Below are 23,115 nucleotides of genomic sequence, written 5' to 3' on the forward strand. Positions count from 1 at the left end.
TCCGGGGGCATACCGCTCGCCTGCGGAGCTGACGCTCGTACCGGGAGCTTCTGCGGGTACCGATGGTTCTCAGGTCGTACTGTTCCCCGGATCGGGCGTCGTATTTTCGCGACCTCGCTCACGGGGAGCGCCGAACGGGTGGCGGGCCGGTCGCATTCGGCTCACACGGAGGTCCCCGCCGGAGCCCCGGACATACCTGCGGGAGGCCCGTAGGCTCGTTCCATGCGGATCTCCGTCTCCTCCGACATGGACGAACCCGTGGCCCGCCTGCTCGTCGAGGAGCTGCGCGGCCGCGGACACGAGGTACTGGCGCACGGCGCGCTGCGGCCCGGGGCCGACGCCCGGTGGGCGGTGTGCTCCGAGCGGGCGGCCCGGGACGTCGCCGAGGGCCGCGCCGACCAGGCCGTGGTGTGCTGCTGGACCGGCACCGGCGCTTCGATCGCCGCCAACAAGGTGCGCGGCGTCCGGGCCGCCCTGTGCACCGACGCCGGGACCGCGGACGGGGCCCGCCGCTGGAACGACGCCAATGTGCTCGCCCTGGGCCTGCGGCTGACGTCGGGTCCGCTGCTCCGGGAGATCCTCGACGCCTGGTTCGCGGCCGGGCCGAGCCGGGACGCCGAGGACCGGGAGAACGTACGGCACGTGGAACGGCTCGACGAGGACCGCGGCCCGGCCTGACGCCCGCCGGGAGCTGGCCGCGCCCGGGGCACGCCCGCGCCCGGGGCACGCCCGCGCCCGGGGCACGCCCGCGCCCGGGGCACGCCCGCGACCCGGGGTGGAGTGCGACCGGGGCGGGGCGGCGAGGCCCGGGACGGGGACGTCGGACCCGGGGGAGGGGCGTCGGGCCGGACGCCCCTCCCCCGGGGTGGGGAAGGGCCGGAGCCCCGGTCGATGCGCCGGGACCCGGCCGGGACACGGAGCCGTCGGGTCACCGGACCGTCCCGGCTCGTGGCGCGCGGGGGACACCGGGCGGCCGGGCGTTCGAGTTCGGGCCGTCACCCGGCCCGGCCAACGTGCCGGGACCCCGGCCGGGCGGGCGGAGCCGCCGGGCGCCGGGGCGACTCCGTGTGCGGCTCGCGGGGGACACCTTGCGGGGCCGGGTCACGGGCCGACGCCCGCCCGGTGGCCTCGGGACCCCCGACGCCCGGAACCCGGACGCCCGGAACCCCACGAGGCCGGAATCCCCGGGCGGCCCGGGTGATCCCCTGGGACGGGACCGGGGCGCCGGGACGGCCGCTCCCGGGACCACCGGATCCGGTACCGCCGGACGCGGTACCGGACCGGCCCGCCGGTACCGGCGGGCCCCAGGGCGGGCGGTATCGCCGGGCTCAGGTGGTCAGGACCTTCTCCAGTGTCGCCAGCGCCCCCCTCAGCTCCTCCTCGGTGATCGTCAGCGGCGGGGCCAGCCGGATGGTGGACCCATGGGTGTCCTTGACGAGCACGCCCTCGCGCAGCAGTCGCTCGCCGATCTCGCGGCCGGTGCCGATCTCCGGGTCGACGTCCACCCCGGCCCACAGGCCCCGCGCGCGGAAGCCGGTCACGCCCCGGCCCACCAGCCCCCCGAGCCCCTCGCGCAGCACCCCGCCCAGCTCCGCCGCCCGAAGCTGGAAGCCGCCCGTCTCCAGCAGTTCCACCACCGCCGTGCCGACCGCGGCGGCCAGCGGATTGCCCCCGAACGTCGAACCGTGCTCGCCCGGCCGCAGCACCTCCAGCACCTCGCGGCGGCCCACCACCGCCGACACCGGCACGATGCCGCCGCCCAGCGCCTTGCCGAGCAGCACCAGGTCCGGGGCGACCGACTCGTGGTCCACCGCCAGGGTGTGCCCGGTGCGGCCCAGCCCCGACTGGATCTCGTCCGCGACGAACAGGCAGCCCGCCCGGCGGGTCAGATCCCGCACTCCGGCCAGATAGCCGTCGTCCGGGATGTTGACCCCGGCCTCGCCCTGGATCGGCTCGATCAGCACCGCCGCCGTCGTCGCGTCGACCGCCTCCTCCAGGGCCGCCAGGTCGTTGTACGGCACCACCCGGAAACCGGGGGTGAACGGGCCGAAGCCGTCACGGGCCGTCGCGTCCGTGGAGAAGCTCACGATCGTCGTCGTGCGGCCGTGGAAGTTGTCCGCGGCCACCACGATCGTCGCCCGGTCCGCGGGGACGCCCTTGACGTCGTAGGCCCACTTGCGGGCGATCTTGATGCCGCTCTCCACCGCCTCGGCGCCGGTGTTCATCGGCAGGACCATGTCGGTGCGGGTCAGCGCGGCCAGCCGCTCGGCGAAGGAGGCCAGCCGGTCGTTGTGGAAGGCGCGCGAGGTCAGCGTGAGCCGGTCGAGCTGGCGGTGCGCGGCCGCCACCAGATCGGGATGGCGGTGGCCGAAGTTGAGCGCCGAGTACCCGGCCAGCATGTCCAGGTAGCGGCGGCCCTCCACGTCCTCCACCCACACGCCCTCGGCGCGCGCCACCACCACGGGCAGCGGGTGGTAGTTGTGGGCGAGGACCGAGTCCTCCACGCGGATCAGCGCGGCGGAACCGCGGGTGTCGGCGGACGGTGTCATGAACGGGCCTCCCGGATCTCCTGGGTGCAGCACTTGACGCCGCCCCCGGCCTTCAGGAACTCGGACAGGTCGACGGGGACGGGGACGTAGCCCCGGTCGGCCAGCCGCCCGGCGAGTTCCCCCGCGCCGGGCGACAGGAACACGTGGCGGCCGTCGCTGACGGAGTTCAGCCCGAACGCCGTGGCGTCCTCCCGGGTGGCCGGGACCGCGTCGGGGAAGAGCCGCTCCAGCGCCTCCCGGCTGCCCGGCGAGAACGCCTCCGGGTAGTAGGCGATGTTCCCGTCGCCCGACCCGGTGCCGTCCGGGCCGCGGCCGTCGTCGAGGACGAACAGCGCGGTGTCCAGGTGGTAGAAGTACGGGTCCACCAGGGTCAGCGAGACCACCGGGCGGCCGAAGAACTCCTGCGTCTCGTCGTGGGCCCCGCGGGAGGTGCGGAACCCCGTCCCGGCGAGGATCAGCCGCCCCACCGGCACCAGGTCCCCCTCGCCCTCGCAGGTGGCGGAGGGATGGTGGACCTCGAAGCCGGCGTCCTTGAACCACGCCTCGTAGGGGGCCGACTCGGGACGCCGCTCCGGCGCGTGGAACCGCGAGCCCAGGACCCGGCCGTCCACCACGAGCGCCGCGTTGGCGGCGAACACCATGTCCGGCAGCCCGGGCACCGGAGCCACCCGGTCCACGGTGTGGCCGTGCGCGAGGTAGGCGTCGACCAGGGCGCGCCACTGGGTCAGCGCCAGGCCCACGTCCACCGGCGCGGCGGGGCGCATCCACGGGTTGATGGCGTAGCGCACGTCGTAGAACCTGGGCTCGCAGACCAGGAAACGCCGGTGGCGCGGCACGAGGGGGTCGGGCACGAGGGGTCCCTCCGGTTCCTCACGGAACGTGACGGTGTTATGACACCACGGTAGGAACCGGCCCCGGCGGGCGACAAGCGTGATCGGCTGCGCGTTCACGCACGAATGCTGCGTGGTCCGCCCGCCCGGCGCAGCACTGCTGCGTCGTCCGGCGCGGGCTGGCTGGCCGCGGCCTCCGGACTGTCCTGGATCAGATGGGACAGCACCATCACGCTGATGGTCTTCCGGATGAACGGCTCCGCCCGGATGCGCTCCAGCACCTCCTCGAAGTGCTCCACGTCCCGCGCCCGCACGTGCAGCAGCGCGTCCGCCCCGCCCGTCACCGTCATCGCCGCCGTGATCTCCGGATAGCCGCGCACCACCTCCGCCAGCCGCCTCGGCGGGGCCGCGCCCTCGCAGTACACCTCCACGTACGCCTCGGTCCGCCAGCCCAGCGCCGACGGCCGCACCGTCGCCGTGAAGCCGGTGATCACACCGGTCTCCCGCAGCCGGTCCACCCGGCGCTTGACCGCCGTCGAGGAGAGCCCGACGTCCGCGCCGATCTCGGCGAAGGAGGCGCGGGCGTTGTCCATCAGCGCGGTGACGATCTTCCGGTCGAGCTCGTCGAACGGGGCGGGCCTGCTGCTCATGCCCGCACTGTAGCCAGCGCCCTCCGGCCCCGGGGGCCGTCCGCGGCGGCTGTCCGGAGCCTTGCGGGGCCCCGCTCGGGCGCACCGGGAGCGGAGCGCCCCCGCCGGCGCATGTCCACCCGTGCGGATTCCACCTACACTCCACGTTCATGCTGCGCGCCCTCGCCGTCGACGACGAACGCCCCTCCCTGGAGGAACTGCTCTATCTGCTCAACGCCGACCCGCGCGTCGCCGGGGCGGAGGGAGCGGGCGACGCCACCGAGGCGCTGCGCCGCATCAACCGCGCCCTGGAATCCGGACCGGACGGCCCCGAGGCCATCGACGTGGTCTTCCTCGACATCCAGATGCCCGGCCTCGACGGCCTCGACCTCGCCCGGCTGCTCGGCGGCTTCGCCCGGCCCCCGCTGGTCGTCTTCGTCACCGCGCACGAGGACTTCGCCGTCCAGGCCTTCGATCTCAAGGCCGTCGACTACGTCCTCAAACCCGTCCGCCGGGAACGGCTCGCCGAGGCCGTGCGCCGCGCCGCCGAGCGCCAGGGCACGGTCACCGGCACCGGTCCCGGCGGCGACCCCGCCGCCACCGCCCCGCGCGTCCCCGTCCACGAACCGGACCCGGACCACATCCCCGTCGAACTCGGCGGCGTCACCCGCTTCGTCGCCGTCGACGACATCACCCACGTCGAGGCCCAGGGCGACTACGCCCGGCTGCACACCGGCCGGGGCAGCCACCTCGTCCGGGTCCCGCTCTCCACCCTGGAGGAGCGCTGGCGGGCCCGCGGCTTCGTCCGCATCCACCGCCGCCACCTCGTGGCCCTGCGCCACATCGGCGAACTGCGCCTGGACACCGGCAGCGTCAGCGTCCTGGTCGGCGCCGAGGAGCTCCAGGTCAGCCGCCGCCACGCCCGCGAACTGCGCGACCTGCTGATGCGGAGGCCGTGAACCGTGCCCCCGGAACCCGCCGAACGCCGCGTCGTCGTCACCGCCCCGCCCCGCCGCACCCCGCCGCACACCCGGCTCCGCGCGCGCGGACGCCATCCGCACGCCCCCGGCCACTACCGGCCGCGCACCGAGATCGACGAGCAGACCACCCTCGGCCACACCTACGTCCGCTCCCTGATGCGCAGCCAACTGCGCGCCGGGCTCACCGCGTTCGCCGTGCTCGGCCTGCTGGTCGGCCCGCTGCCGCTGCTGTTCGCCGTCGTGCCCGGCGCCCGCCGCCTGGAGTGGGCCGTCCTCGGCTTCGCCCTGTACGCCCCCCTCGTCCTGCTCGCCCGCTGGTACGTGCGCCGCGCCGAACGCAACGAACGCGACTTCGTCCGCCTGGTCGAGGACCGGTGACCGCCCCGGCCCCCCGCCGCGGCGCCACCGCCCACCGCCCGCAGAGCCGCCCGTGAACCCGAACTACGCGATACCCGCCGTCGCCCTCGTCGTCGTCGCCACCGTCCTGGTCGGCGCCTTCGGCCTGCGCGTCTCCCGCACCACCTCCGACTTCTACGTCGCCTCCCGCACCGTCGGCCCGCGCCTCAACGCCGCCGCCATCAGCGGCGAGTACCTCTCCGCCGCCTCCTTCCTCGGCGTCGCCGGACTCGTCCTGGTCCAGGGCCCCGACATGCTCTGGTACCCGGTCGGCTACACCGCCGGATACCTCGTCCTGCTGCTCTTCGTCGCCGCCCCGCTGCGCCGCTCCGGCGCCTACACGCTGCCCGACTTCGCCGAGGCGCGGCTCGCCTCCCAGGGCGTGCGGCGGCTGGCCGGCGCCTTCGTCGTCGGCGTCGGCTGGCTCTACCTCCTGCCCCAGCTCCAGGGGGCCGGGCTCACGCTGACCGTGCTCACCGGGGCACCCGACTGGCTCGGCGGTGTGATCGTCGCCCTCGTCGTCATCGCCATCGTCGCCGCCGGGGGCATGCGCAGCATCACCTTCGTCCAGGCCTTCCAGTACTGGCTGAAGCTCACCGCCCTGCTCGTCCCCGCCCTCTTCCTGGTCCTCGCCTGGCAGGGCGACGGCGCCCCCGGCCGCGCCTTCGACGAGCCGGTCACCTTCCGCGAGCAGCGCTCCGTCCGCGTCGACAGCGCCCTCGCCCTGCGCCTCGACCGGCCGCTGACCGTCACCGTCGACGGCACCGTGGACGGCCGCGCCCACGACGGCACCCGGCTCACCCTGGCCGAGGGCCCCCACCGCATCGCGGCCGGCACCCGCCTCACCTTCGCCCCGGGCACCCCCGTCCCGGCCGCCGGGCGCGGGGCCGACGACGCCCTGTCGCCCTCCCGCGCCGAGAGCCGCACCGAACGCCCGCTCTACGCGACGTACGGGCTGATCCTCGCCACCTTCCTCGGCACCATGGGCCTGCCGCACGTCGTGGTCCGCTTCTACACCAGCCCGCACGGCGTCGCCGCCCGCCGCACCACCGTCGCCGTCCTCGCCCTCGTCGGCGCCTTCTACCTGCTGCCGCCCCTGTACGGCGCCCTCGGCCGCCTCTACGCCCCCGAACTGACCCTCACGGGCGAGGCGGACGCCGCCGTGCTGCTGCTGCCCGACCGGGTCGTCGGGGGCGTCGGCGGCGACCTGCTCGGCGCGCTGGTGGCCGGGGGCGCCTTCGCCGCGTTCCTGTCCACCGCCTCGGGGCTCACCATGGCCGTCGCCGGCGTCCTCACCCAGGACGTCCTGCCCTCCAGGGGCGTCCGGCACTTCCGGCTCGGCACCGTCCTCGCCATGGCCGTTCCGCTCGGCGCGAGCGCCCTCGTCGGGGGGCTGCCCGTCGCGGACGCCGTCGGCCTCGCCTTCGCCGTCTCCGCCTCCTCCTTCTGCCCCATGCTGGTCCTGGGCATCTGGTGGCGCCGCCTGACCCCGCCCGGCGCCTCGGCCGGGATGCTGGTCGGCGGCGGCTCCGCGCTGCTCGCCGTCGCCGCCACGATGGGCGGCTTCCCGGGCGGTGGCGGTGCCCTGCACGCGCTGCTGGCCTGGCCCGCGCTGTGGTCGGTGCCGCTGGGCTTCCTCACCATGGTGCTGGTGTCGCTGGCCACCCCGGGCCGGGTGCCGTCCGGGACGGCGGCGATCCTGGCCCGCTTCCACCTGCCCGAGGAACTGCGGGCCGAGGAGCTGCGGGGCGACGAACCCCGGGGCGCCCGGCAGCGGACGGAGAGCGCCCCGTGAGCGATTTCGTCGCCGGACTGGTCGTCGCCGTGCTGCCGCTGCTGGCCGCCGGGTTCTGGCTGGGCCGCCGCACCGCCCGCACCCCGCACCTGGGCGGGCTCGGCACCCCGGTGGAGCACGCCACCTTCCAGACCCTGCACACCGCCTCCCTGGCCGCGCCCCCGCTGCGGGCCGGACTGACCGAGGAGACCGCCCGCAAGTCCGCCCGCAAGCTGCGCTCCCTGCTCGGCACCGACGCGCTGTGCCTCACCGACCTCACCGAGGTCCTGGTCTGGGACGGGGTCGGCGCCCACCACCGCACCGAGATCATGGAGCGGCTGGCCGGGCCCCTGGAGAGCGGCCGGGGCGAGGCCTTCCCCCTGACCTGCGGGACCCCCGACTGCGCGGTGCGCTGGGCGGTCGTCGCCCCGCTCACCGTCGACGACCGGGTGCACGGCGCCCTGGTCGCCTGCGCGCCCCGGGAGTCCGCCGTCCTGGTCCGCGCGGCGGGGGAGGTGGCCCGCTGGGTCTCCGTCCAGTTGGAGCTGGCCGACCTGGACCAGTCCCGCACCCGGTTGATCGAGGCGGAGATCAAGGCGCTGCGGGCCCAGATATCCCCGCACTTCATCTTCAACTCGCTGGCCGTGATCGCGTCCTTCGTCCGCACCGACCCCGAGCGCGCCCGCGAACTGCTGCTGGAGTTCGCGGACTTCACGCGCTACTCCTTCCGGCGGCACGGCGACTTCACCACGCTCGCCGACGAACTGCACGCCATCGACCACTACCTGGCGCTGGTCAGGGCCCGCTTCGGCGACCGCCTCTCGGTCACCCTCCAGATAGCCCCCGAGGTCCTCCCGGTGGCGCTGCCCTTCCTCTGCCTCCAGCCGCTGGTGGAGAACGCCGTCAAGCACGGCCTGGAGGGCAAGGCCGACCGCTGCCGCATCCAGATCACCGCGCAGGACGCGGGCGCCGAGGCCCTGGTCGTCATCGAGGACGACGGCGCCGGCATGGACCCCGGCCTGCTGCGCCGCATCCTCGCCCGGGAGGTCAGCCCCTCGGGCGGCATCGGCCTGTCCAACGTCGACGACCGGCTCCGCCAGGTGTACGGGGACGATCACGGGCTGGTCATCGAGACCGCCGTCGGAGCGGGCATGCGGATCACCGTGCGGGTGCCCAAGTACCAGCCGGGGGTCCACCCGGCCGGCCCGCCGGGACGCCCCTGAGCGGCGCCCCGGGACGGGCCGCGGCTCACGAGCCGCGGGTGGCCACCATGCCGAGGGTGATCAGGACCAGGAGGACCCAGCCGAACCACAGCCAGCCGTTGCTCCCGAGCGCCACCGTGTAGCCCGTCACGGCGACCAGGCCGCCGACGGTGAGCACCCCCATGGTCTTGGTCGAACTGTCCGTGGAACCGGGCATCGCGACACCCTCCTCGTGGTCCGTTGCCCTCCATGGTGCCCCGGTTCCGCCCGAACGTCAGACCCTGGTGCGAACGGATGTGCGCGAGGGGCGCGCGGACACCCCTCGGGTGCCGCGCGCCCCTCGCCGCTCCGGTGGCCCCCGGTGCTCAGGTGCCCCGGGCGTTCAGCGAGGCGAGATAGGCGTTGTACGCCTCCAGGTCCTTGTCGCCGTCCCGGTCGGCGGCCCGGTCGGTGCGCCGGGCCTGCCGCTGGTCCGAGGCGTACCACTGGAACAGCAGCGCGATCAGCACCAGCACGGACGGCACCTCGCTGAACGCCCAGGCGATGCCGCCCGCCGCGCTCTGGTCGGCCAGCGCGTCCAGGCCCAGCGAGGCGGGCGGCTCGCGGAAGGTCTCCACCAGCGGCTCGGTCGCCATCATCACCGCGATGCCGAAGAACGCGTGGAACGGCATGCCCGCGAACAGCTCCAGGATGCGCATCAGATGGCTGGGGCGGTGCGGCCCCGGGTCGACGCCCATGATCGGCCAGAAGAAGACCATGCCCACCGCGAAGAAGTGCACCATCATTGTCACGTGCCCGGTGCGCGAGCCCATCAGGAAGTCGAACAGCGGGGTGAAGTACAGCGCGTACAGGCTCGCGATGAACATGGGGATGGTGAAGCCCGGGTGCGTGATCACCCGCATGTAGCGGCTGTGCAGCAGCATGAGCAGCAGCTCGCGCGGACCCTTGCGGCCCCGCCCGGCCGGCGGCAGGGCCCGCAGCGCCAGTGTCACCGGGGCGCCCAGCAGCACCAGGATCGGCGCCACCATGCTGATGACCATGTGCTGCGCCATGTGCACGCTGAACATGACCATGCCGTAGTCGTTGAGCCGGGTGCACATCACCGCGCCGATGCTCAGCACCCCGATGACGAACGCGACGGTCCGGCCCACCGGCCACCTGTCGCCGCGCCGCACCAGACGGACCACGCCCCAGCCGTACAGGCCCAGCCCCAGGAGGCAGGCGACCAGGAAGAACGGGTCCGCCGACCAGGCGAGACCGCGCTCCAGCGTGAACGGCGGCAGATCCGTCGTCATGCCGTGCCCGCTGTGATCCATCCGCCGGCTCCGTTTCGTGGGGTTTGAGCGCCGTCTGTCCGCCCCCAGACTAGAACCGCCCCCGGCGGCATCCGTCACCGGGGGCGGGCCGAACGGCCCCGTGCGCGGACGGCCCGGCCCGGCGCCCGCCGACGCGGGCCCGCACCTGTCCCGCGGGCCGCCGGGCGGCCGGTCAGCGGCGGCTCACAGCACGCACTGCGCCTCGTCGTACCGCGAGTCCGGCACCGTCTTCAGCGACTCGACCGCCTCCGCGAGCGACACCATCACGATGTCCGTCCCGCGCAGTGCCGTCATCTGCCCGAACTCCCCGCGCCGCACCGCCTCCACCGCGTGCCAGCCGAAGCGGGTCGCCAGCACCCGGTCGTACGCCGTCGGCGTCCCGCCCCGCTGCACATGGCCGAGGATCACCGGCCGGGCCTCCTTGCCGAGCCGCTCCTCCAGCTCCACGGAGAGCTGGCGCGCTATCCCGGCGAAGCGCTCGTGGCCGTAGACGTCCTTGCCGCCCTCGTCGAAGTCCATGGTGCCGGGCCTCGGCTTGGCGCCCTCGGCCGCGACCACGATCGCGAACCGCTTGCCCGCGGCGAACCGGGCGCCGACCTTCGCGGCCAGCTCCTCGATGTCGAACGGCCGCTCCGGGACGACCACGGCGTGCGCCCCGGCCGCCATGCCCGAGTGCAGCGCGATCCAGCCGGTGTGGCGGCCCATGACCTCGACGATCAGCACCCGCTGGTGGGACTCGGCGGTGGTCTTCAGCCGGTCCAGCGCCTCGGTGGCGACGGTCACGGCGGTGTCGAAGCCGAAGGTCACGTCCGTGACCGCTATGTCGTTGTCGATGGTCTTCGGCACGCCGACGATGGGCAGGCCGTTGTCCGACAGCAGCCGCGCGGCCTTCAGAGTGCCCTCGCCGCCGATCGGGATGATGGCGTCCAGACCGAGTTCCCGGACGTGGCCGCGAGCGCGCTCCACCCCGTCCCGCAGCTGCTCCGGGCGGACCCGGGAGGAGCCGAGAATGGTGCCGCCGCTGGCCAGGATGCCGCTGACCGCGTCGAGGTCGAGCTTGAGGTAGTCGGACTCCAGCAGGCCGCGCCAGCCGTCCCGGAACCCGATGACCTCGTCCCCGTGATCGACGACGGCGCGGTGGACCACCGACCGGATGACGGCGTTCAGACCGGGGCAGTCACCGCCGGACGTGAGGACACCAATGCGCATAGCCCGAGATACCTTCTCCGCGTGGGCACGAGGACCGGACCGCGCTGTCCGGTTCGGATCCCCGCCACCCTAGCGGTACGGAAGGGCGGTGCCGTACTGTCCGTCCGCCTGCTGGACGAACCCCCGCTCACCTGTGCGGATGCGATATCAGACGGGCTCTCGACGGCATCCCCGGACGGTCTTCGGGACGTTGACGCGGGTGTTGACGCGGGCGGGCCTCAGGCGGGCTGCTGGGCGGCGGCGATCCGCTCGTTGCGCAGCGCCTCGTACCAGCGGTCGTCGGTCGGCGGCAGCGCGTTGACGTCGAGGGCCAGCTTGAGCAGGTGGTCCGCGATCAGCGGGTTGCGCGCGAGCACCGGGCCGTGCATGTAGGTGCCGAAGACCGTGTCGTTGTACGCGCCCTCGCCGCCGTCGCCCGTGCCGTTCCCGTTGCCGAAGCGGACCTGGGCGAAGGGCCGGGCGGTGGGGCCCAGATGAGTGACGCCCTGGTGGTTCTCGAAGCCCGTCAGCGGCGGCAGGCCGAGCCGCGGGTCGATGTCCGCGAGGACGTCGCCGACGCAGCGGGCGCCCTCGCCGCGGGTGGAGACCACGTCGAGCAGGGCGAGGCCCGGCTCGCGCTGGCCGAGGTCGTTGATGAACTCGTGGCCGAGGATCTGGTACCCGGCGCAGACCGAGAAGACGATCGCCCCGTTCTCCACGGCCCGGTACAGCCCGCCGTCCCGGCGCAGCCGCTCGGCCGCCAGCCGCTGCGGGCGGTCCTCGCCGCCGCCGATCAGGTAGATGTCCCCGGACGTCGGGATCGGCTGGTCGCTGCGCACGTCGAGCCGGGCCACGTCCAGGCCGCGCTGCCGGGCCCGGCGCTCCACCACCAGGGCGTTGCCCTGGTCGCCGTAGGTGCTGAGCAGGTCCGGGTAGATCCAGACGATCCGCAGTTGGTTGTCGCTCACGTCCACTCCCTGGGAGGTCGTACGGTCAGTTGCCGACGCGGCGGCGCAGGTCCTGGAAGGCGGTGTAGTTGGCGATGACCTCGATGCGTCCCGGCGGGCAGAGCTGCACCGCCTGGTCGAGGGTCTCGCACACCTGGAACTGCTGGCCCGCCACCTCCAGGCGCACCGCGAGGTCCAGCTTGCGGTCACCGAGGACGCAGATCGGGTGGCCGGTCAGCCGGGTGTAGTCGACGTCCCACAGCCAGGAGGTGTCCGTGCCGTCGGCGCCGCGCGCGTTGACCGAGAGGATCACCGGGGCGGGCGGCGGGTCGATCAGGGAGAACGTCTCCAGCCAGCCCGCCGGGTTCTTGGCGAGCAGCAGCCGCAGGTCGCGGCCCTGGAACTGGACCACGTCGTAGCGTCCCGCCACCGCCTGCACCTGGTACATCCGTTCCAGGGCGACCTGCGGCGGAACGCCGAAGACGGCGGCCACGGCGGCCGAGGAGGCGGCGTTGGCCTTGTTGGCGCGGCCCGGGAGCTGGAGGTGGATCGGCCAGGCCGAACCGTGCGGGTCGAGGACGTGGTCGCCGGAGAGCGCCCAGCTCGGCGTGGGGCGGCGGAAGCCGCACTCGCCGCAGAACCAGTCGTCGCCGGGGCGCTGCATCACACCGCCGCAGGAGGGGCAGGACCAGGCGTCGTCCTTCCACATCTGCCCGGCGGCGACCCAGATCACGTTGGGGGAGGAGGACGCGGCCCACACCACCAGCGGGTCGTCGCAGTTGGCCACGATCACGGCCTTGGAACCGGCCAGGCCCTCGCGCCAGTTCTCGGCGAGCATGCGGGTCTCGGCCGCGCGGTCGAGCTGGTCGCGGGAGAGGTTGAGCAGGGCGATGCACTTGGGGGCGGTGTCCCGGGCGACGCCGGCGAGGTACTTCTCGTCGACCTCGATGACGCCGAACCGGGCGTCGGACCCGCCCGCGAGGGCCGAGGTGATGCCGGCCGGCATGTTGGCGCCGAGCGCGTTGGAGACGACCGGGCCGGCCGCCTTGAGCGCCTCGGCGATCAGCCGGGTGGTGGTGGTCTTGCCGTTGGTCGCGGAGACCAGGGTCACGTCCAGGTGCTGGGCGAGCCGGGCGAGGAGGTCGGGGTCGAGCTTCAGCGCGACCCGGCCGCCGATCACCGAACCGCTGCCGCGCCCCGCGGCGCGGGACGCCGCCGCGACCGCCTTGCCCGCGGTCACGGCCAGCTTGGCCCGCGGCGTGAGCGGGTCCGAGTTGCCTGCCATCAGTTCTCGATCCTCCTTGCGTACGCGCCGCGCCTGAAGCCTGCCGGCCACGTGGTGTGAACGTCAGCCTATCCAGATCCCTTCGCACTCCCGAATCGCGGCACCGGCCGCGCGGCCCCGGCGGAGGGCGCTGACCGCCGTGGACACAGGGACCTTACTCTGGCCCGTATGCGACAAGGCCCCATCCCCGGCGTCCGCGGGCGCGTACGGCCCCTCCGGCTCCTCGGCGACCCCGTCCTGCACGCGCCCTGCGCGGAGGTCACCGACTTCGGTCCGCAACTGGCGGCGCTGGTGGAGGACTTGTTCGCCACCATGTACGCCGCGAACGGGGTGGGGCTGGCGGCCAACCAGACGGGTGAACCGGTCCGGGTCTTCGTCTACGACTGCCCGGACGACGAGGACGTCCAGCACCGGGGCCATGTGGTGAACCCCCGGCTGGTGGAGCGCGGCGGGATGGTGCTGCGCGGGCCCGAGGGCTGCCTGTCGCTGCCGGGTCTGGAGGCCGGGACGGAGCGGTACGACGAGGCCGTGGTGGAGGGGTTCACCGTCAGCGGTGAGCCGGTGCGGGTGCGCGGCACCGGGTTCTTCGCGCGCTGCCTCCAGCACGAGTGCGACCACCTGGACGGCGGTGTCTACAGCGACCGCCTCACCGGGTGGCGGCGGCGCAGGCTGCTGCGGAGGGCGGCCCGGGCGCCGTGGAGCGGGGGCACCCCGGGGTAGGGCGCCCCGTCGGGGGCGATGCCCCTGCGGTCAGGGCGAGCCGGGCCGGACTGCGCCGGGCCGGACTGCGCCGGGCCGGACTGCGCCGGGCCGGACCGTGCCGGACCGGGTCGGGTCGGGGGCGCGGGGCCGCCCGCCGTCGCCTCCCCTCTCCGCCACCGCCGACCGCCGCCGGACCCGGGTGCCGTCGCCACGGCCCCGGCCGCCGTCAGAACCCGGGGCCGCCCACCCGGTCGCCCGCCCCGGCCAGCCGCCCCCACAGCAGGTCGGCCAGGCTGCGCACCAACACCTCCCGGGAGCAGGGGCGTTCGCCGAGCCACCAGTCCCCGGCGGCGTGCATCATGCCGACGATGCCGTGTCCCCACACCCGGGCCCGCAGCGCGGTGTCGGGGCCGAGGTCGAGCCGTTCCTCGACGACCTTGCCGAGTTCCTCGCCCATCCGGCGCAGCAGGGGCGCCAGGTGCCTGCCGACGTCGAAGCCCTGCTCGCCCTGGTCGCCGGGGCCGGTGGCACCGTCGGCCGGGTGCATCAGGAAACGGTAGACCTGGGGGCGGGCCTCGATGGCCGCGAGATAGGTGTCCAGGGTGGCCTCGACCCGGCTGCGGCGGTCCGCCGGGGCGTCCAGCGCGGCGCGCAGCGAGTCGAGCAGGGCGTCGGTGTGGCGCTGGGCGAGGGCGGCATAGAGTCCGCTCTTGTCACCGAAGTGCCGGTAGAGGATCGGCTTGGTGATGCCGGCCTCGGCGGCGATGGCGTTCATGGAGGCACGCGGTCCGTCGCGCAGCACCACCCGGTCGGCGGCCTCCAGCAGTTCGCGCCGTCGGCGGTCGGCGGACCGTTGCTGCTCGGTCCGCTGCGTGGTGTCCATCCTGCTCTCCCCACCCCGTGCTGTTTCGGTGACGCCTGCGCAAACTAGCACTCGGCGGACGGGGTCCGGCGAACCGGATGGGGCGCCCCGGCGCGGGTTGACTTTCTCTACCAGCCGGTAACAGACTGCGAGTTACCGTAGGTAACATGTTCAGGCGCGTCACTGGAGGGGACATGTCCGGGTTCACCATGGAGCTCAACGACGAACAGAAGGAGGTCCGGGACTGGCTGCACGGCTTCGCGGCCGACGTCATCCGTCCCGCGGCCGCCGAATGGGACGAGCGTGAGGAGACTCCCTGGCCGGTCATCCAGGAGGCGGCCAGGACCGGCGTCTACTCCCTCGACTTCTACGCGCGCCAGTACTTCGACCCCACCGGCCTCGGCATCCCGCTGGCGATGGAGGAGCTGTTCTGGGGCGACGCCGGTATCGCCCTGTCCATCGTCGGCACCGGCCTCGCCGCCGTCGGCGTCCTCGCCAACGGCACCGAGGAGCAGATCGGCACCTGGATCCCCCAGATGTACGGCGACGCCGACGACGTGAAGCTCGCCGCCTTCTGCTCCTCGGAACCCGACGCGGGCTCCGACGTGGCCGCGATGCGCACCCGCGCCGTACACGACGGGGCGAGGGACGAGTGGGTGCTCGACGGCACCAAGACCTGGGCCACCAACGGCGGCATCGCCGACGTCCACGTCGTCGTCGCCGTGGTCGACCCGGAGCTGGGCTCCAAGGGCCACGCCTCCTTCATCGTCCCGCCCGGGACCCGGGGGCTGTCCCAGGGGCAGAAGTTCAGGAAGCACGGCATCCGCGCCTCGCACACCGCCGAGGTCGTCCTGGACGGCGTCCGGGTCCCCGGTTCCTGTCTGCTCGGCGGCAAGGAGCGGCTGGACGAGCGCCTCGCCCGCGCCCGGGAGAAGGCCCGCCCCGGGGGCGAGCGGGTGCGGAACGCCGCCATGGCGACCTTCGAGGCGTCCCGCCCGGCCGTCGGCGCCATGGCCGTCGGCACCGCCCGCGCCGCCTACGAGGTCGCCCTCGAATACGCCCGCACCCGCGAGCAGTTCGGCCGGCCCGTCATCGACAACCAGGGCGTCGCCTTCCAGCTGGCCGACATGCGGACCTCCATCGACGCGGCCCGGCTGCTGGTGTGGCGGGCCTCCTGGATGGCGGCCAACGGACGCCCGTTCACGGCCGCCGAGGGCTCCATGTCCAAGCTGTTCGCCGGCGAGACGGCGAAGAAGGTCACCGCCGGGGCCGTGCAGATCCTCGGCGGCAACGGCTACACCCGGGAGTACCCGGTGGAGCGGATGCACCGGGACGCCGCGATCTACACGATCTTCGAGGGCACCAGCGAGATCCAGCGGCTGGTCATCGCCCGCGCCCTGTCGGGCGTGCCCATCCGGTAGGGCCTCCGCAGCCGTCACCCGGCCCGCTCACCACGTCACGGGCAGGGCCTCGGGACCGCGGATCAGCGCGCCACGCTTGAAGGGGACCTCCTCCGGCGGCACCGCGAGCCTCATCCCCGGCACCCGCTCCAGCAGGGTGTCCAGCAGCAGCTCCGCCTCCAGCCGGGCCAGCGTCCCGGCGGGGCAGTGGTGCGGGCCGAAGCCGAAGGAAACATGCGGATTGGGGCTGCGGGAGAGGTCGATCGCCTCGGGGTCGGGGAAGACCCCGGGGTCGCGGTTGGCGGCCAGGTACGACACGTAGACCGCGTCGCCCGCCCGGATCCGCACCCCGTGCAACTCCACGTCCTCCAGCGCGATCCGGGACAGCCCCACCGCGTTGCGGTGCGGGATCCAGCGCAGCAGCTCGTCGACGGCGGCAGCCCGCGGCTCCGGAGCCGACCTCAGCCGCTCGGCCAGCTCGGGCCGGGTGAGCAAGAGGTGGAACATCTGGCCGCTGTTGTTGGTGACCGCCTCGCCGCCGATCTGCAGCAGCACCGCGAGGCCCACCGCCTCCTCCTCGGTGATCCCGCCCCGCCCCACGGCGGCACCGAGCAGCGAGGTGACGTCCTCGGCGGTGCTCCGGGCGCGCGAGCCGATCAGGTCCGCGAAGTAGGCGCTCATCTCCCGCGTGGCCCGTTCGCTGACGTCCGCGCCGTGCGCGGCGGACAGGACGAGCCGCGTCCAGGTGTGCAGCGAGCCCCGGTCGGCGTCCGGAACCCCCATCAGCTCGCAGATGACGGCGACGGGGAACGGTCCCAGTACGGCCGCGGTGAGGTCGGCGGGCGGGCCCGCCGCCACCATGCCGTCCACCAGCCCGGCCAGCAGGGTCCGCGACCGCTCCCGGACCCGCTCCACGCCCCGGGCCGTGAACGCGGCGGCCACCGCGCCGCGCAGCCGGGTGTGGTCCGGCGGGTCGAGGAAGCCGACCGCGCCGCGCGCCGGGACGAAGTGCGGGGCGAGCCGGGTGACCTGACGTTCCATCACCGCCTCGCGACCGAACCGCGGGTCGTCGGTGACCAGCCGCACATCGTCGTAGCCGGTGACGAGCCAGGCCCAGCCCTCGCCGTCGGGCAGGGCGATCCGGGTGACCGGGCCCTCGCGCATCAGCCCGGCGAGGACCGGGTCGAACTCCGAGCCCGGCAGGTCGGCGACGGGCCACTCCCGTACGGGCGGCAGCGGCCGGGAGACCGTCTCTTCGCTCATGTGTTCCTCATGTCCTGTCTCGGGTCCGCGGTCCGCGGTCCGTCGGTGGCCGGGCGGCATCTCCGCGGTGATGCCCGGCCCGAGGCCGGCCGGCGCTCCGCGGGCCCGGGCCGACGGCACCGCCCCCGTCGAGGAGCCGGCGCGGCGAGTCCGGGGACGGAGGCGCCGGCGGTGTCGCCGTACTCGGTGAGCGTCGCCCGGCCGCACCGGAGGGCGCCCGGATCGGCCCCGAGGAAGGCTGCCGGATCGCCCGGGATCCTCGGCCCGCCCGCGTGGACGACGGAGAGTCCGGGTCGCTCGTGTCCCGACCGAGCCGTCCGGCCGGCTCCGCGAGGGCCGGCGCGAGCGGCTCCGCGGTCGTCGGCGCCCATCTGTACGGCAGGAAGCGGAACCCGGTCGCCCCGGCCTCGTGGAGCCGGCCGGTCCTCGAAGCCGGGGGACCGGGATCTCCCCGACGGACCGCACGAGGTGCCGGGTGCGGCCCCCGTGTCCGCGGTCAGCCCCGGGAACAGGGGGAGTCGGGGGCGACCGGCGTGACGTTCCGGTGCCGGCGCGAGCGTCTCCTCCATCGTGGTCGCGCACTCCGGCACGGAACCCGGGGGGTCTGCGCAACGTCGCCATGAGCCGTGCCTGCTTTCGCCTCGCGGAAGGCCCTGCGCCCACCGGCGGGAGGGTCGCTCACCTCGTCCGGAGGTGTCCCCCCACGATCACCCGGCCGGACGGCGATCTCTCGTCGGGATACTCCGTACCGGGGAGCGCGAGCGGGTCCCTGCGGCGCGGACCGCGCGCCCGGCGGACGGGAGGGGGCCGCGCCGGCCCGGCACGGCGCGGGGCGCGCGGCACGGCACCGGTCAGGAGGACTGGCCGCTGCTGTGGGCGATGCAGGCCACGTCGATCCGGTCGGCCAGCTTGGCCAGCTCGATGGTCAGGGCCGCGACGGTGTCCTCGTCCAGACCCTCGTCACCGGCCTCCACCAGCCGCAGCCACCGGCCGCCGACCGTGCGCAGCAGCTTGCTCACATCGGCCGCGGACACCCGCAGGGTGCCGCGGTGGTCGACGATCAGAGGCAGGGTCACTTCGCGCGTCACAGGAAGGGATCGTAGACCCGCCACCCCCTACGCCCCGTGCCATACGGTGGTGATGTTGCAGAACTCCCGGATTCCGTGCCCGGACAGCTCACGCCCGTAGCCCGACCGCTTGACCCCGCCGAACGGGAACGCCGGATGGGACGCGGTCATCCCGTTCACATAAACGCCGCCCGCCTCCAGGTCCCGCACGAAGCGCTCCACATCGGCCTCGTCACGGGTCCACACGTTCGAACTGAGCCCGAAGTCGGAGTCGTTGGCGATCAGCACCGCCTCGTCCAGGTCGGCCGCCCGGTACAACGTGGCGACCGGCCCGAACGCCTCCTCGCGGTGGATCCGCATCTCCCGGGTGATGTCCGCCAGCACCGTCGGCGGGTAGTACCAGCCCGGCCCGTCGGGGCGCCCGCCGCCGCACAGGACGGCCGCGCCGCCGCGCACCGCGTCCTCGACCAGCTCCGCCAGATCCGTCACCCCCTGCTCGCTGGAGAGCGGTCCGACGTCCGTCCCCTCGTCCATCGGATCACCCACCCGCAGCGCCCGCATGCCCTCGGTGAAGCGCTCCGCGAACGCGTCGTACACCTCGGTGTGCACGATGAACCGCTTGGCGGCGATGCAGGACTGCCCCGCGTTCTGCACCCGGGCGGTCACCGCCACCCGCGCGGCCCGGTCGAGGTCGGCCGAGGGCATCACCACGAACGGGTCGCTGCCGCCCAGCTCCAGCACCGTCTTCTTGATCATCTCTCCTGCGGTGGAGGCGACCGCCCGCCCGGCGGGCTCACTGCCGGTGAGGGTGGCCGCCCGCACGCGCTCGTCGCGCAGGACGGCGTCGACCGCGGCCGAGCCGATCAGCAGGGTCTGGAAGCAGCCCTCGGGAAAACCCGCCCGGTGGAACAGGTCCTCCAGGTACAGAGCGGTCTCCGGCACGTTCGAGGCGTGTTTGAGCAGTCCGACGTTGCCCGCCATCAGCGCCGGGGCGGCGAACCGGATCACCTGCCAGAGCGGGAAGTTCCACGGCATCACGGCGAGCACCGGGCCCAGCGGCCGATAGCGGACCAGGGCCCGGGAGGCGCCCGAGTCCGCCACGTCCGCGGCCCCGGGCTCCTCGTCCGCGAGCAGACCGGCCGCCCGGTCGGCGTACCAGCGCATCGCCTTGGCGCACTTGGCGGCCTCCGCGCGGGCCTGGACGACGGGCTTGCCCATCTCCGTGGTGATGACCCGGCCGATCGTGTCCCGGTCCTCGTCCAGCAGGTCGGCGGCGCGGCGCATCAGCCGGGCACGCTCGTCGAAACCCGTGGTCCGGTACGTGCGGAAGGTGGCCTCGGCGAGCCGGAGCCGCCGTTCGATCTCCTCCTCGCCCATGGCCTCGTAGGTCCGAAGCGTGTCGCCGGTCGCCGGGTTCACCGTCGCGATGGGCATGGCCGTCCTCCCTGGGTGCGCGTGTGTGACTCGACCCTGCCCCGCGGCGCGGCGCACCGCGACGCGGACGGGTCGCCTCGTCACCGGGACGAGTGCTCAGCCAGCCGGTCGAGAAACGCGGACTGCGCCCCGACGATCACCTCGCGGGCCCGTTCCAGCCCGAACCACGCCACCCGGTCCAGCTCCGGGAACTCCGCCGTCCGGCCCGACCGGGGCGGCCACTCCATGCGGAACGTCCCGGGGACGACGGCGGCCGGGTCCAGATCCGCCTCCACCGCCCAGGCCGTGACGATCTTGCCGCCCGCCTGCCGGACCTCCCCGAGCGGCACGGCGGGCCCCTCGGGCGGCGGCAGCCCCAGCTCCTCGGCGAACTCGCGCCGGGCCGCGTCCCAGGGGCTCTCCCCGCCCTCGTACTCTCCCTTGGGGAGGGTCCAGGAACCTGCGTCGCGGCGGGCGTGGAAGGGGCCGCCCATGTGGCCGAGCAGGACCTCGGTGCCCTCCCGGCCCGCCCGGTGCAGCAGCAGCCCCGCGCTCCGCCTCACGGCGCGGCCCCGGGGTGGGCGGCGAGCAGCGCCTCCACCGTGTCCGCCTCCTCGGGGCGCTTGTCCTCCCGGTAGCGCAGGACGCGGGCGAAGCGGAGGGTGACGCCGGCCGGGTAGCGGGTGGAACGCTGGAGGCCGTCGTAGGCGATCTCGACGACGAGTCCGGGCCGGACGGTGACCCCCCAGGGGTGCTCCGCCACGGCCAGCTCCCGCAGCCGCCCGGTCTGCCAGGCCAGCAGGGCGTCCGTCATCCCCTTGAACGTCTTGCCCAGCATCACGAAGGAGCCGTCGGCCGCGCGGGCGCCCAGATGCAGGTTGGAGAGCAGGCCGGTGCGGCGGCCGTGCCCCCACTCGGCGGCCAGCACCACCAGGTCGAGGGTGTGCACGGGCTTGACCTTCAGCCAGGAAGCGCCGCGCCGCCCCGCGCTGTACGGGGCGTCCAGGGCCTTGACGACGACGCCCTCGTGGCCGCGCTCCAGTGCCCCGGCGAGGAACCGCTCCCCGGCGGGCGCTCCGTCCGGCCCCCGAACCACCGCGCGGCGCACCCGGGCGGCCTCCGGCACCAGCCGGGCCAGCTCCGCGTGCCGCTCCGACAGCGGCAGGTCCAGCAGGTCGCGGCCGTCGACGGCGAGGGCGTCGAAGAACACCGCGGAGACCGGCACCGCTCGCGCCGCCGTGGCCACGTCGGCACGGGAGCCGACGCGTCCGGCGGTCTCCTGGAAGGAGCGGGGCCGCCCACCGGCGGTCAGCGAGATCACCTCGCCGTCCAGGACGAACCGCTCACCGGCAAACGACCGGGCCGTCGCGGCGACCTCCGGGAGCCGGTCCGTGATGTCGTCCAGGGTCCGGGTGTACACGCCCACGTCCCCGCCGTCGCGGTGCACCTGGACGCGGATGCCGTCGAGCTTCTCCTCGACCGCGCAGCCGCCCAGCCGCTCCACCGCCTCCGTGACCGAGGACGCGCCGCGCGCCAGCATCGGCAGCACCGGGCGGCCCACGGTGAGCCGGAACCGGTCCAGGGCCCCTGGGCCGTCGGCGAGCAGCGCCCCGGCCACCGCGGGCAGCGAACCCGCGAGCATCACCGCGCGCCGGACCCCCTCCGGGGGTGCCCCGGTGGCCAGCGCCAGGCCCTCGACGGCCACCGCCTCCAGGGCGCCCTGGCGGACCTCACCGGTGAGCAGGCCGCGCAGGAAGCGCTGCTCCTCCGCGGTCGCCGCGCCCATCAGCTCCTCGACCAGCCGGGCCCGCCCGGTCTGCGAACCGGGCCCCGACACCCCGGCGAGCCGGGACAGCAGGGCGTCCACCGCGCGCACCGTCAGCGACGGCCCGGCGGCGGGCTCCACCGGCCGCGCCAGCGCCTTCCATCCGACGCCGATGCGGCCCTGGGGGAGGCGACCCGCCAGATACGGGATGACGACGGGCACGTCCTCGGGGTCCGCCTCCCGGAACAGCTCCGCGAGCAGCGCGGTCTTGCGCGACCGGGCCGACACCGCGCCGACCTCCCGCGACACCTCGGCCACCCGGGCGAACAGCATGCCCCCATGGTGCACCGGTCCCGCCGGGTCCACATCCCCGCCGGTGCGGTGCGGTGCGGTGCGGTGCGGTGCGGTGCGGTGTGCGGTGCGGTGCGGTGCGGTGCGGTGTGCGGTGCGGTGCGGTGCGGTGCGGTGATGCGGTGTGCCGTGCCGCGCGGTGCTGTGCCGTGCGGTGCGCGCGGCGCCGGGGCGGGGCCCGGACGGGGCAGGCGGGTCCCCGGGCGGGCGACGCGGTGCGGGCCGGTGCCGGGGTGGCACGGCCGGGCGGTGATGGCCGCGGGTCGCCGCCGGTCCGGGGTTCCGGGGTGACGGGCGTCCCCGCCGGTTCCGCACAATGGGGTCATGACCGCAGACGACGTCCTCGCCCGGGTCGGCCCCCGGCTCCGGCAGCTCCGCAAGGAGCGCGAGATCACCCTCGCCGCCCTGTCCGAGGCGACCGGGATCTCGGTCAGCACCCTGTCCCGGCTCGAGTCCGGGCTGCGCAAACCGACCCTGGAACTGCTGCTGCCCCTCGCCGGGGCCCATCAGGTGCCCCTGGACGAGCTGGTCGGCGCGCCGCCGGTCGGCGATCCCCGGGTGCGCGCCGAACCGGTCGTGCGCGAGGGGCGCACCCACTGGCCGCTCACCCGCCAGCCCGGCGGCCTCCAGGCGTTCAAGGTGCTGGAGCCCCGCCGCTCCCGTGAACCGGACCCGCGCAGCCACGAGGGCTACGAGTGGCTGTACGTGCTCTCCGGACGGCTGCGGCTGGTCCTCGGCGAGCACGACGTGGTGCTGGGCGCGGGCGAGGCCGCCGAGTTCGACACCCGGGTCCCGCACTGGTTCGGGTCGACGGGGGAGGGGCCGGTGGAGTTCCTCAGCCTGTTCGGCCCGCAGGGCGAGCGGATGCACATCCGCGCCAGACCCGCCCGTCCCGAGGGCACCGCCGGTCAGTGACGGTCCCGGGGCGGACCGGCGGCGGAAGGGGGCGTGCGGGGCGGACCCGGGCGGGCCGACCGGGGCCGGCCGTCGGGCCGGGGCGCGGTGGGGTTCTCCCCGGAGCCGGAGCCGGAGCCGGAGCCGGGGCCGGGACGCCGACGCGGGCGCCGTGTCCGGGCGGGGCGGCGACCGGCGTGCCGCCCCTGGGGCGGTCGGCCGGCCTGCCACGGGCGGGAGCGGGTCCGGCGCATGGCCGGGACCCGGCGGCGAAGAGCGGCGCATCGCGAACTCTCCCCAAC

22 protein-coding genes are annotated in these 23,115 nt (G+C 74.8%); 8 read left to right on the forward strand and 14 right to left on the reverse strand.

Annotation, left to right across the window (positions count from 1 at the left end):
- Positions 1-222: 222 nt before the first annotated feature.
- A complete protein-coding gene (locus GTY84_RS15105; protein WP_161226776.1) occupies positions 223-678 on the forward strand; it encodes an RpiB/LacA/LacB family sugar-phosphate isomerase in 456 nt (151 codons plus the stop codon).
- A gap of 650 nt (positions 679-1,328) precedes the next feature.
- On the opposite strand, the gene rocD is transcribed toward GTY84_RS15105, so the two are convergent.
- The 3 genes from rocD to GTY84_RS15120 form a co-directional block, all read right to left on the reverse strand.
- On the reverse strand, positions 1,329-2,549 hold the full coding sequence (gene rocD / locus GTY84_RS15110) for an ornithine--oxo-acid transaminase (RefSeq protein WP_161226777.1): 1,221 nt from the start codon (positions 2,547-2,549) through the stop codon (positions 1,329-1,331).
- Complete coding sequence (gene ddaH, locus GTY84_RS15115; protein ID WP_161226778.1) at positions 2,546-3,400, reverse strand: dimethylargininase; 855 nt, start codon at positions 3,398-3,400, stop codon at positions 2,546-2,548. Before ddaH ends, rocD begins: the two co-directional genes overlap by 4 nt.
- A 95-nt stretch (positions 3,401-3,495) precedes the next feature.
- Positions 3,496-4,029, reverse strand: a complete 534-nt coding sequence (locus GTY84_RS15120; protein WP_161226779.1) for an Lrp/AsnC family transcriptional regulator — start codon at positions 4,027-4,029, stop codon at positions 3,496-3,498.
- A 149-nt stretch (positions 4,030-4,178) separates the two neighbouring features.
- On the opposite strand from GTY84_RS15120, the gene GTY84_RS15125 reads away from it, so the two are divergent.
- Genes GTY84_RS15125 through GTY84_RS15140 form a run of 4 tightly spaced genes read left to right on the forward strand, consistent with a single transcriptional unit; the run spans position 4,179 to position 8,381 of the window.
- The gene (locus GTY84_RS15125; RefSeq protein WP_161226780.1) at positions 4,179-4,967 is read left to right on the forward strand and encodes a LytTR family DNA-binding domain-containing protein; all 789 of its coding nucleotides are present in this window, start codon (positions 4,179-4,181) and stop codon (positions 4,965-4,967) included.
- Positions 4,968-4,970: 3 nt separating this feature from the next.
- Positions 4,971-5,366 carry a hypothetical protein gene (locus tag GTY84_RS15130; RefSeq protein WP_161226781.1) on the forward strand — a complete coding sequence of 132 codons (396 nt, stop codon included), beginning with the start codon at positions 4,971-4,973 and terminating at the stop codon, positions 5,364-5,366.
- A gap of 52 nt (positions 5,367-5,418) precedes the next feature.
- Positions 5,419-7,179 (forward strand): cation acetate symporter, encoded by a 1,761-nt coding sequence (locus GTY84_RS15135; protein ID WP_161226782.1) that lies wholly within the window; start codon positions 5,419-5,421, stop codon positions 7,177-7,179.
- Complete coding sequence (locus GTY84_RS15140) at positions 7,176-8,381, forward strand: histidine kinase (protein ID WP_161226783.1); 1,206 nt, start codon at positions 7,176-7,178, stop codon at positions 8,379-8,381. Before GTY84_RS15135 ends, GTY84_RS15140 begins: the two co-directional genes overlap by 4 nt.
- A 25-nt stretch (positions 8,382-8,406) precedes the next feature.
- On the opposite strand, the gene GTY84_RS33010 is transcribed toward GTY84_RS15140, so the two are convergent.
- From GTY84_RS33010 to GTY84_RS15160, 5 genes are all read right to left on the reverse strand, one after another.
- On the reverse strand, positions 8,407-8,577 hold the full coding sequence (locus tag GTY84_RS33010; protein ID WP_202551150.1) for a hypothetical protein: 171 nt from the start codon (positions 8,575-8,577) through the stop codon (positions 8,407-8,409).
- Between the two features lie 148 nt (positions 8,578-8,725).
- Positions 8,726-9,676: a cytochrome c oxidase assembly protein gene (locus GTY84_RS15145; RefSeq protein WP_161226784.1), complete on the reverse strand. Its 951-nt coding sequence runs from the start codon at positions 9,674-9,676 to the stop codon at positions 8,726-8,728.
- Between the two features lie 183 nt (positions 9,677-9,859).
- Positions 9,860-10,885, reverse strand: a complete 1,026-nt coding sequence (locus GTY84_RS15150) for a 6-phosphofructokinase (RefSeq protein ID WP_161226785.1) — start codon at positions 10,883-10,885, stop codon at positions 9,860-9,862.
- 218 nt (positions 10,886-11,103) lie between these two features.
- A complete protein-coding gene (locus GTY84_RS15155) occupies positions 11,104-11,832 on the reverse strand; it encodes a glutamine amidotransferase (RefSeq protein WP_161226786.1) in 729 nt (242 codons plus the stop codon).
- Between the two features lie 25 nt (positions 11,833-11,857).
- Entirely contained in the window at positions 11,858-13,096 is a 1,239-nt protein-coding gene (locus GTY84_RS15160; RefSeq protein WP_161226787.1) for a MurT ligase domain-containing protein, read from the reverse strand.
- A gap of 168 nt (positions 13,097-13,264) precedes the next feature.
- Here GTY84_RS15160 and def point away from each other — a divergent pair, with 168 nt between their 5' ends.
- Positions 13,265-13,816, forward strand: a complete 552-nt coding sequence (gene def / locus GTY84_RS15165; protein WP_161226788.1) for a peptide deformylase — start codon at positions 13,265-13,267, stop codon at positions 13,814-13,816.
- Between the two features lie 208 nt (positions 13,817-14,024).
- On the opposite strand, the gene GTY84_RS15170 is transcribed toward def, so the two are convergent.
- On the reverse strand, positions 14,025-14,681 hold the full coding sequence (locus GTY84_RS15170; protein WP_161226789.1) for a TetR family transcriptional regulator: 657 nt from the start codon (positions 14,679-14,681) through the stop codon (positions 14,025-14,027).
- A gap of 173 nt (positions 14,682-14,854) precedes the next feature.
- On the opposite strand from GTY84_RS15170, the gene GTY84_RS15175 reads away from it, so the two are divergent.
- Positions 14,855-16,081 carry an acyl-CoA dehydrogenase family protein gene (locus GTY84_RS15175; protein ID WP_161226960.1) on the forward strand — a complete coding sequence of 409 codons (1,227 nt, stop codon included), beginning with the start codon at positions 14,855-14,857 and terminating at the stop codon, positions 16,079-16,081.
- A gap of 27 nt (positions 16,082-16,108) precedes the next feature.
- Here the strand turns inward: GTY84_RS15175 and GTY84_RS15180 are convergent, their stop codons facing one another.
- The 5 genes from GTY84_RS15180 to GTY84_RS15200 form a co-directional block, all read right to left on the reverse strand.
- Positions 16,109-17,323, reverse strand: a complete 1,215-nt coding sequence (locus GTY84_RS15180; RefSeq protein WP_161226790.1) for a cytochrome P450 — start codon at positions 17,321-17,323, stop codon at positions 16,109-16,111.
- 851 nt (positions 17,324-18,174) lie between these two features.
- Positions 18,175-18,411, reverse strand: a complete 237-nt coding sequence (locus GTY84_RS15185; RefSeq protein ID WP_161226791.1) for a DUF6213 family protein — start codon at positions 18,409-18,411, stop codon at positions 18,175-18,177.
- A gap of 27 nt (positions 18,412-18,438) precedes the next feature.
- A complete protein-coding gene (locus GTY84_RS15190; RefSeq protein ID WP_161226792.1) occupies positions 18,439-19,824 on the reverse strand; it encodes an NADP-dependent succinic semialdehyde dehydrogenase in 1,386 nt (461 codons plus the stop codon).
- Positions 19,825-19,904: 80 nt separating this feature from the next.
- On the reverse strand, positions 19,905-20,366 hold the full coding sequence (locus GTY84_RS15195) for an NUDIX domain-containing protein (protein ID WP_161226793.1): 462 nt from the start codon (positions 20,364-20,366) through the stop codon (positions 19,905-19,907).
- Positions 20,363-21,901 carry an ATP-dependent DNA ligase gene (locus tag GTY84_RS15200; RefSeq protein WP_161226794.1) on the reverse strand — a complete coding sequence of 513 codons (1,539 nt, stop codon included), beginning with the start codon at positions 21,899-21,901 and terminating at the stop codon, positions 20,363-20,365. The genes GTY84_RS15195 and GTY84_RS15200 overlap by 4 nt, the downstream gene beginning before the upstream one ends.
- 342 nt (positions 21,902-22,243) lie before the next feature.
- Between GTY84_RS15200 and GTY84_RS15205 the strand changes: the two genes are divergently transcribed.
- Positions 22,244-22,834: an XRE family transcriptional regulator gene (locus tag GTY84_RS15205; protein WP_161226795.1), complete on the forward strand. Its 591-nt coding sequence runs from the start codon at positions 22,244-22,246 to the stop codon at positions 22,832-22,834.
- Positions 22,835-23,115 lie beyond the last annotated feature (281 nt).

The sequence above is a fragment of the Streptomyces sp. SID8352 genome, from assembly GCF_009862265.1.
Classification (GTDB): domain Bacteria; phylum Actinomycetota; class Actinomycetes; order Streptomycetales; family Streptomycetaceae; genus Streptomyces.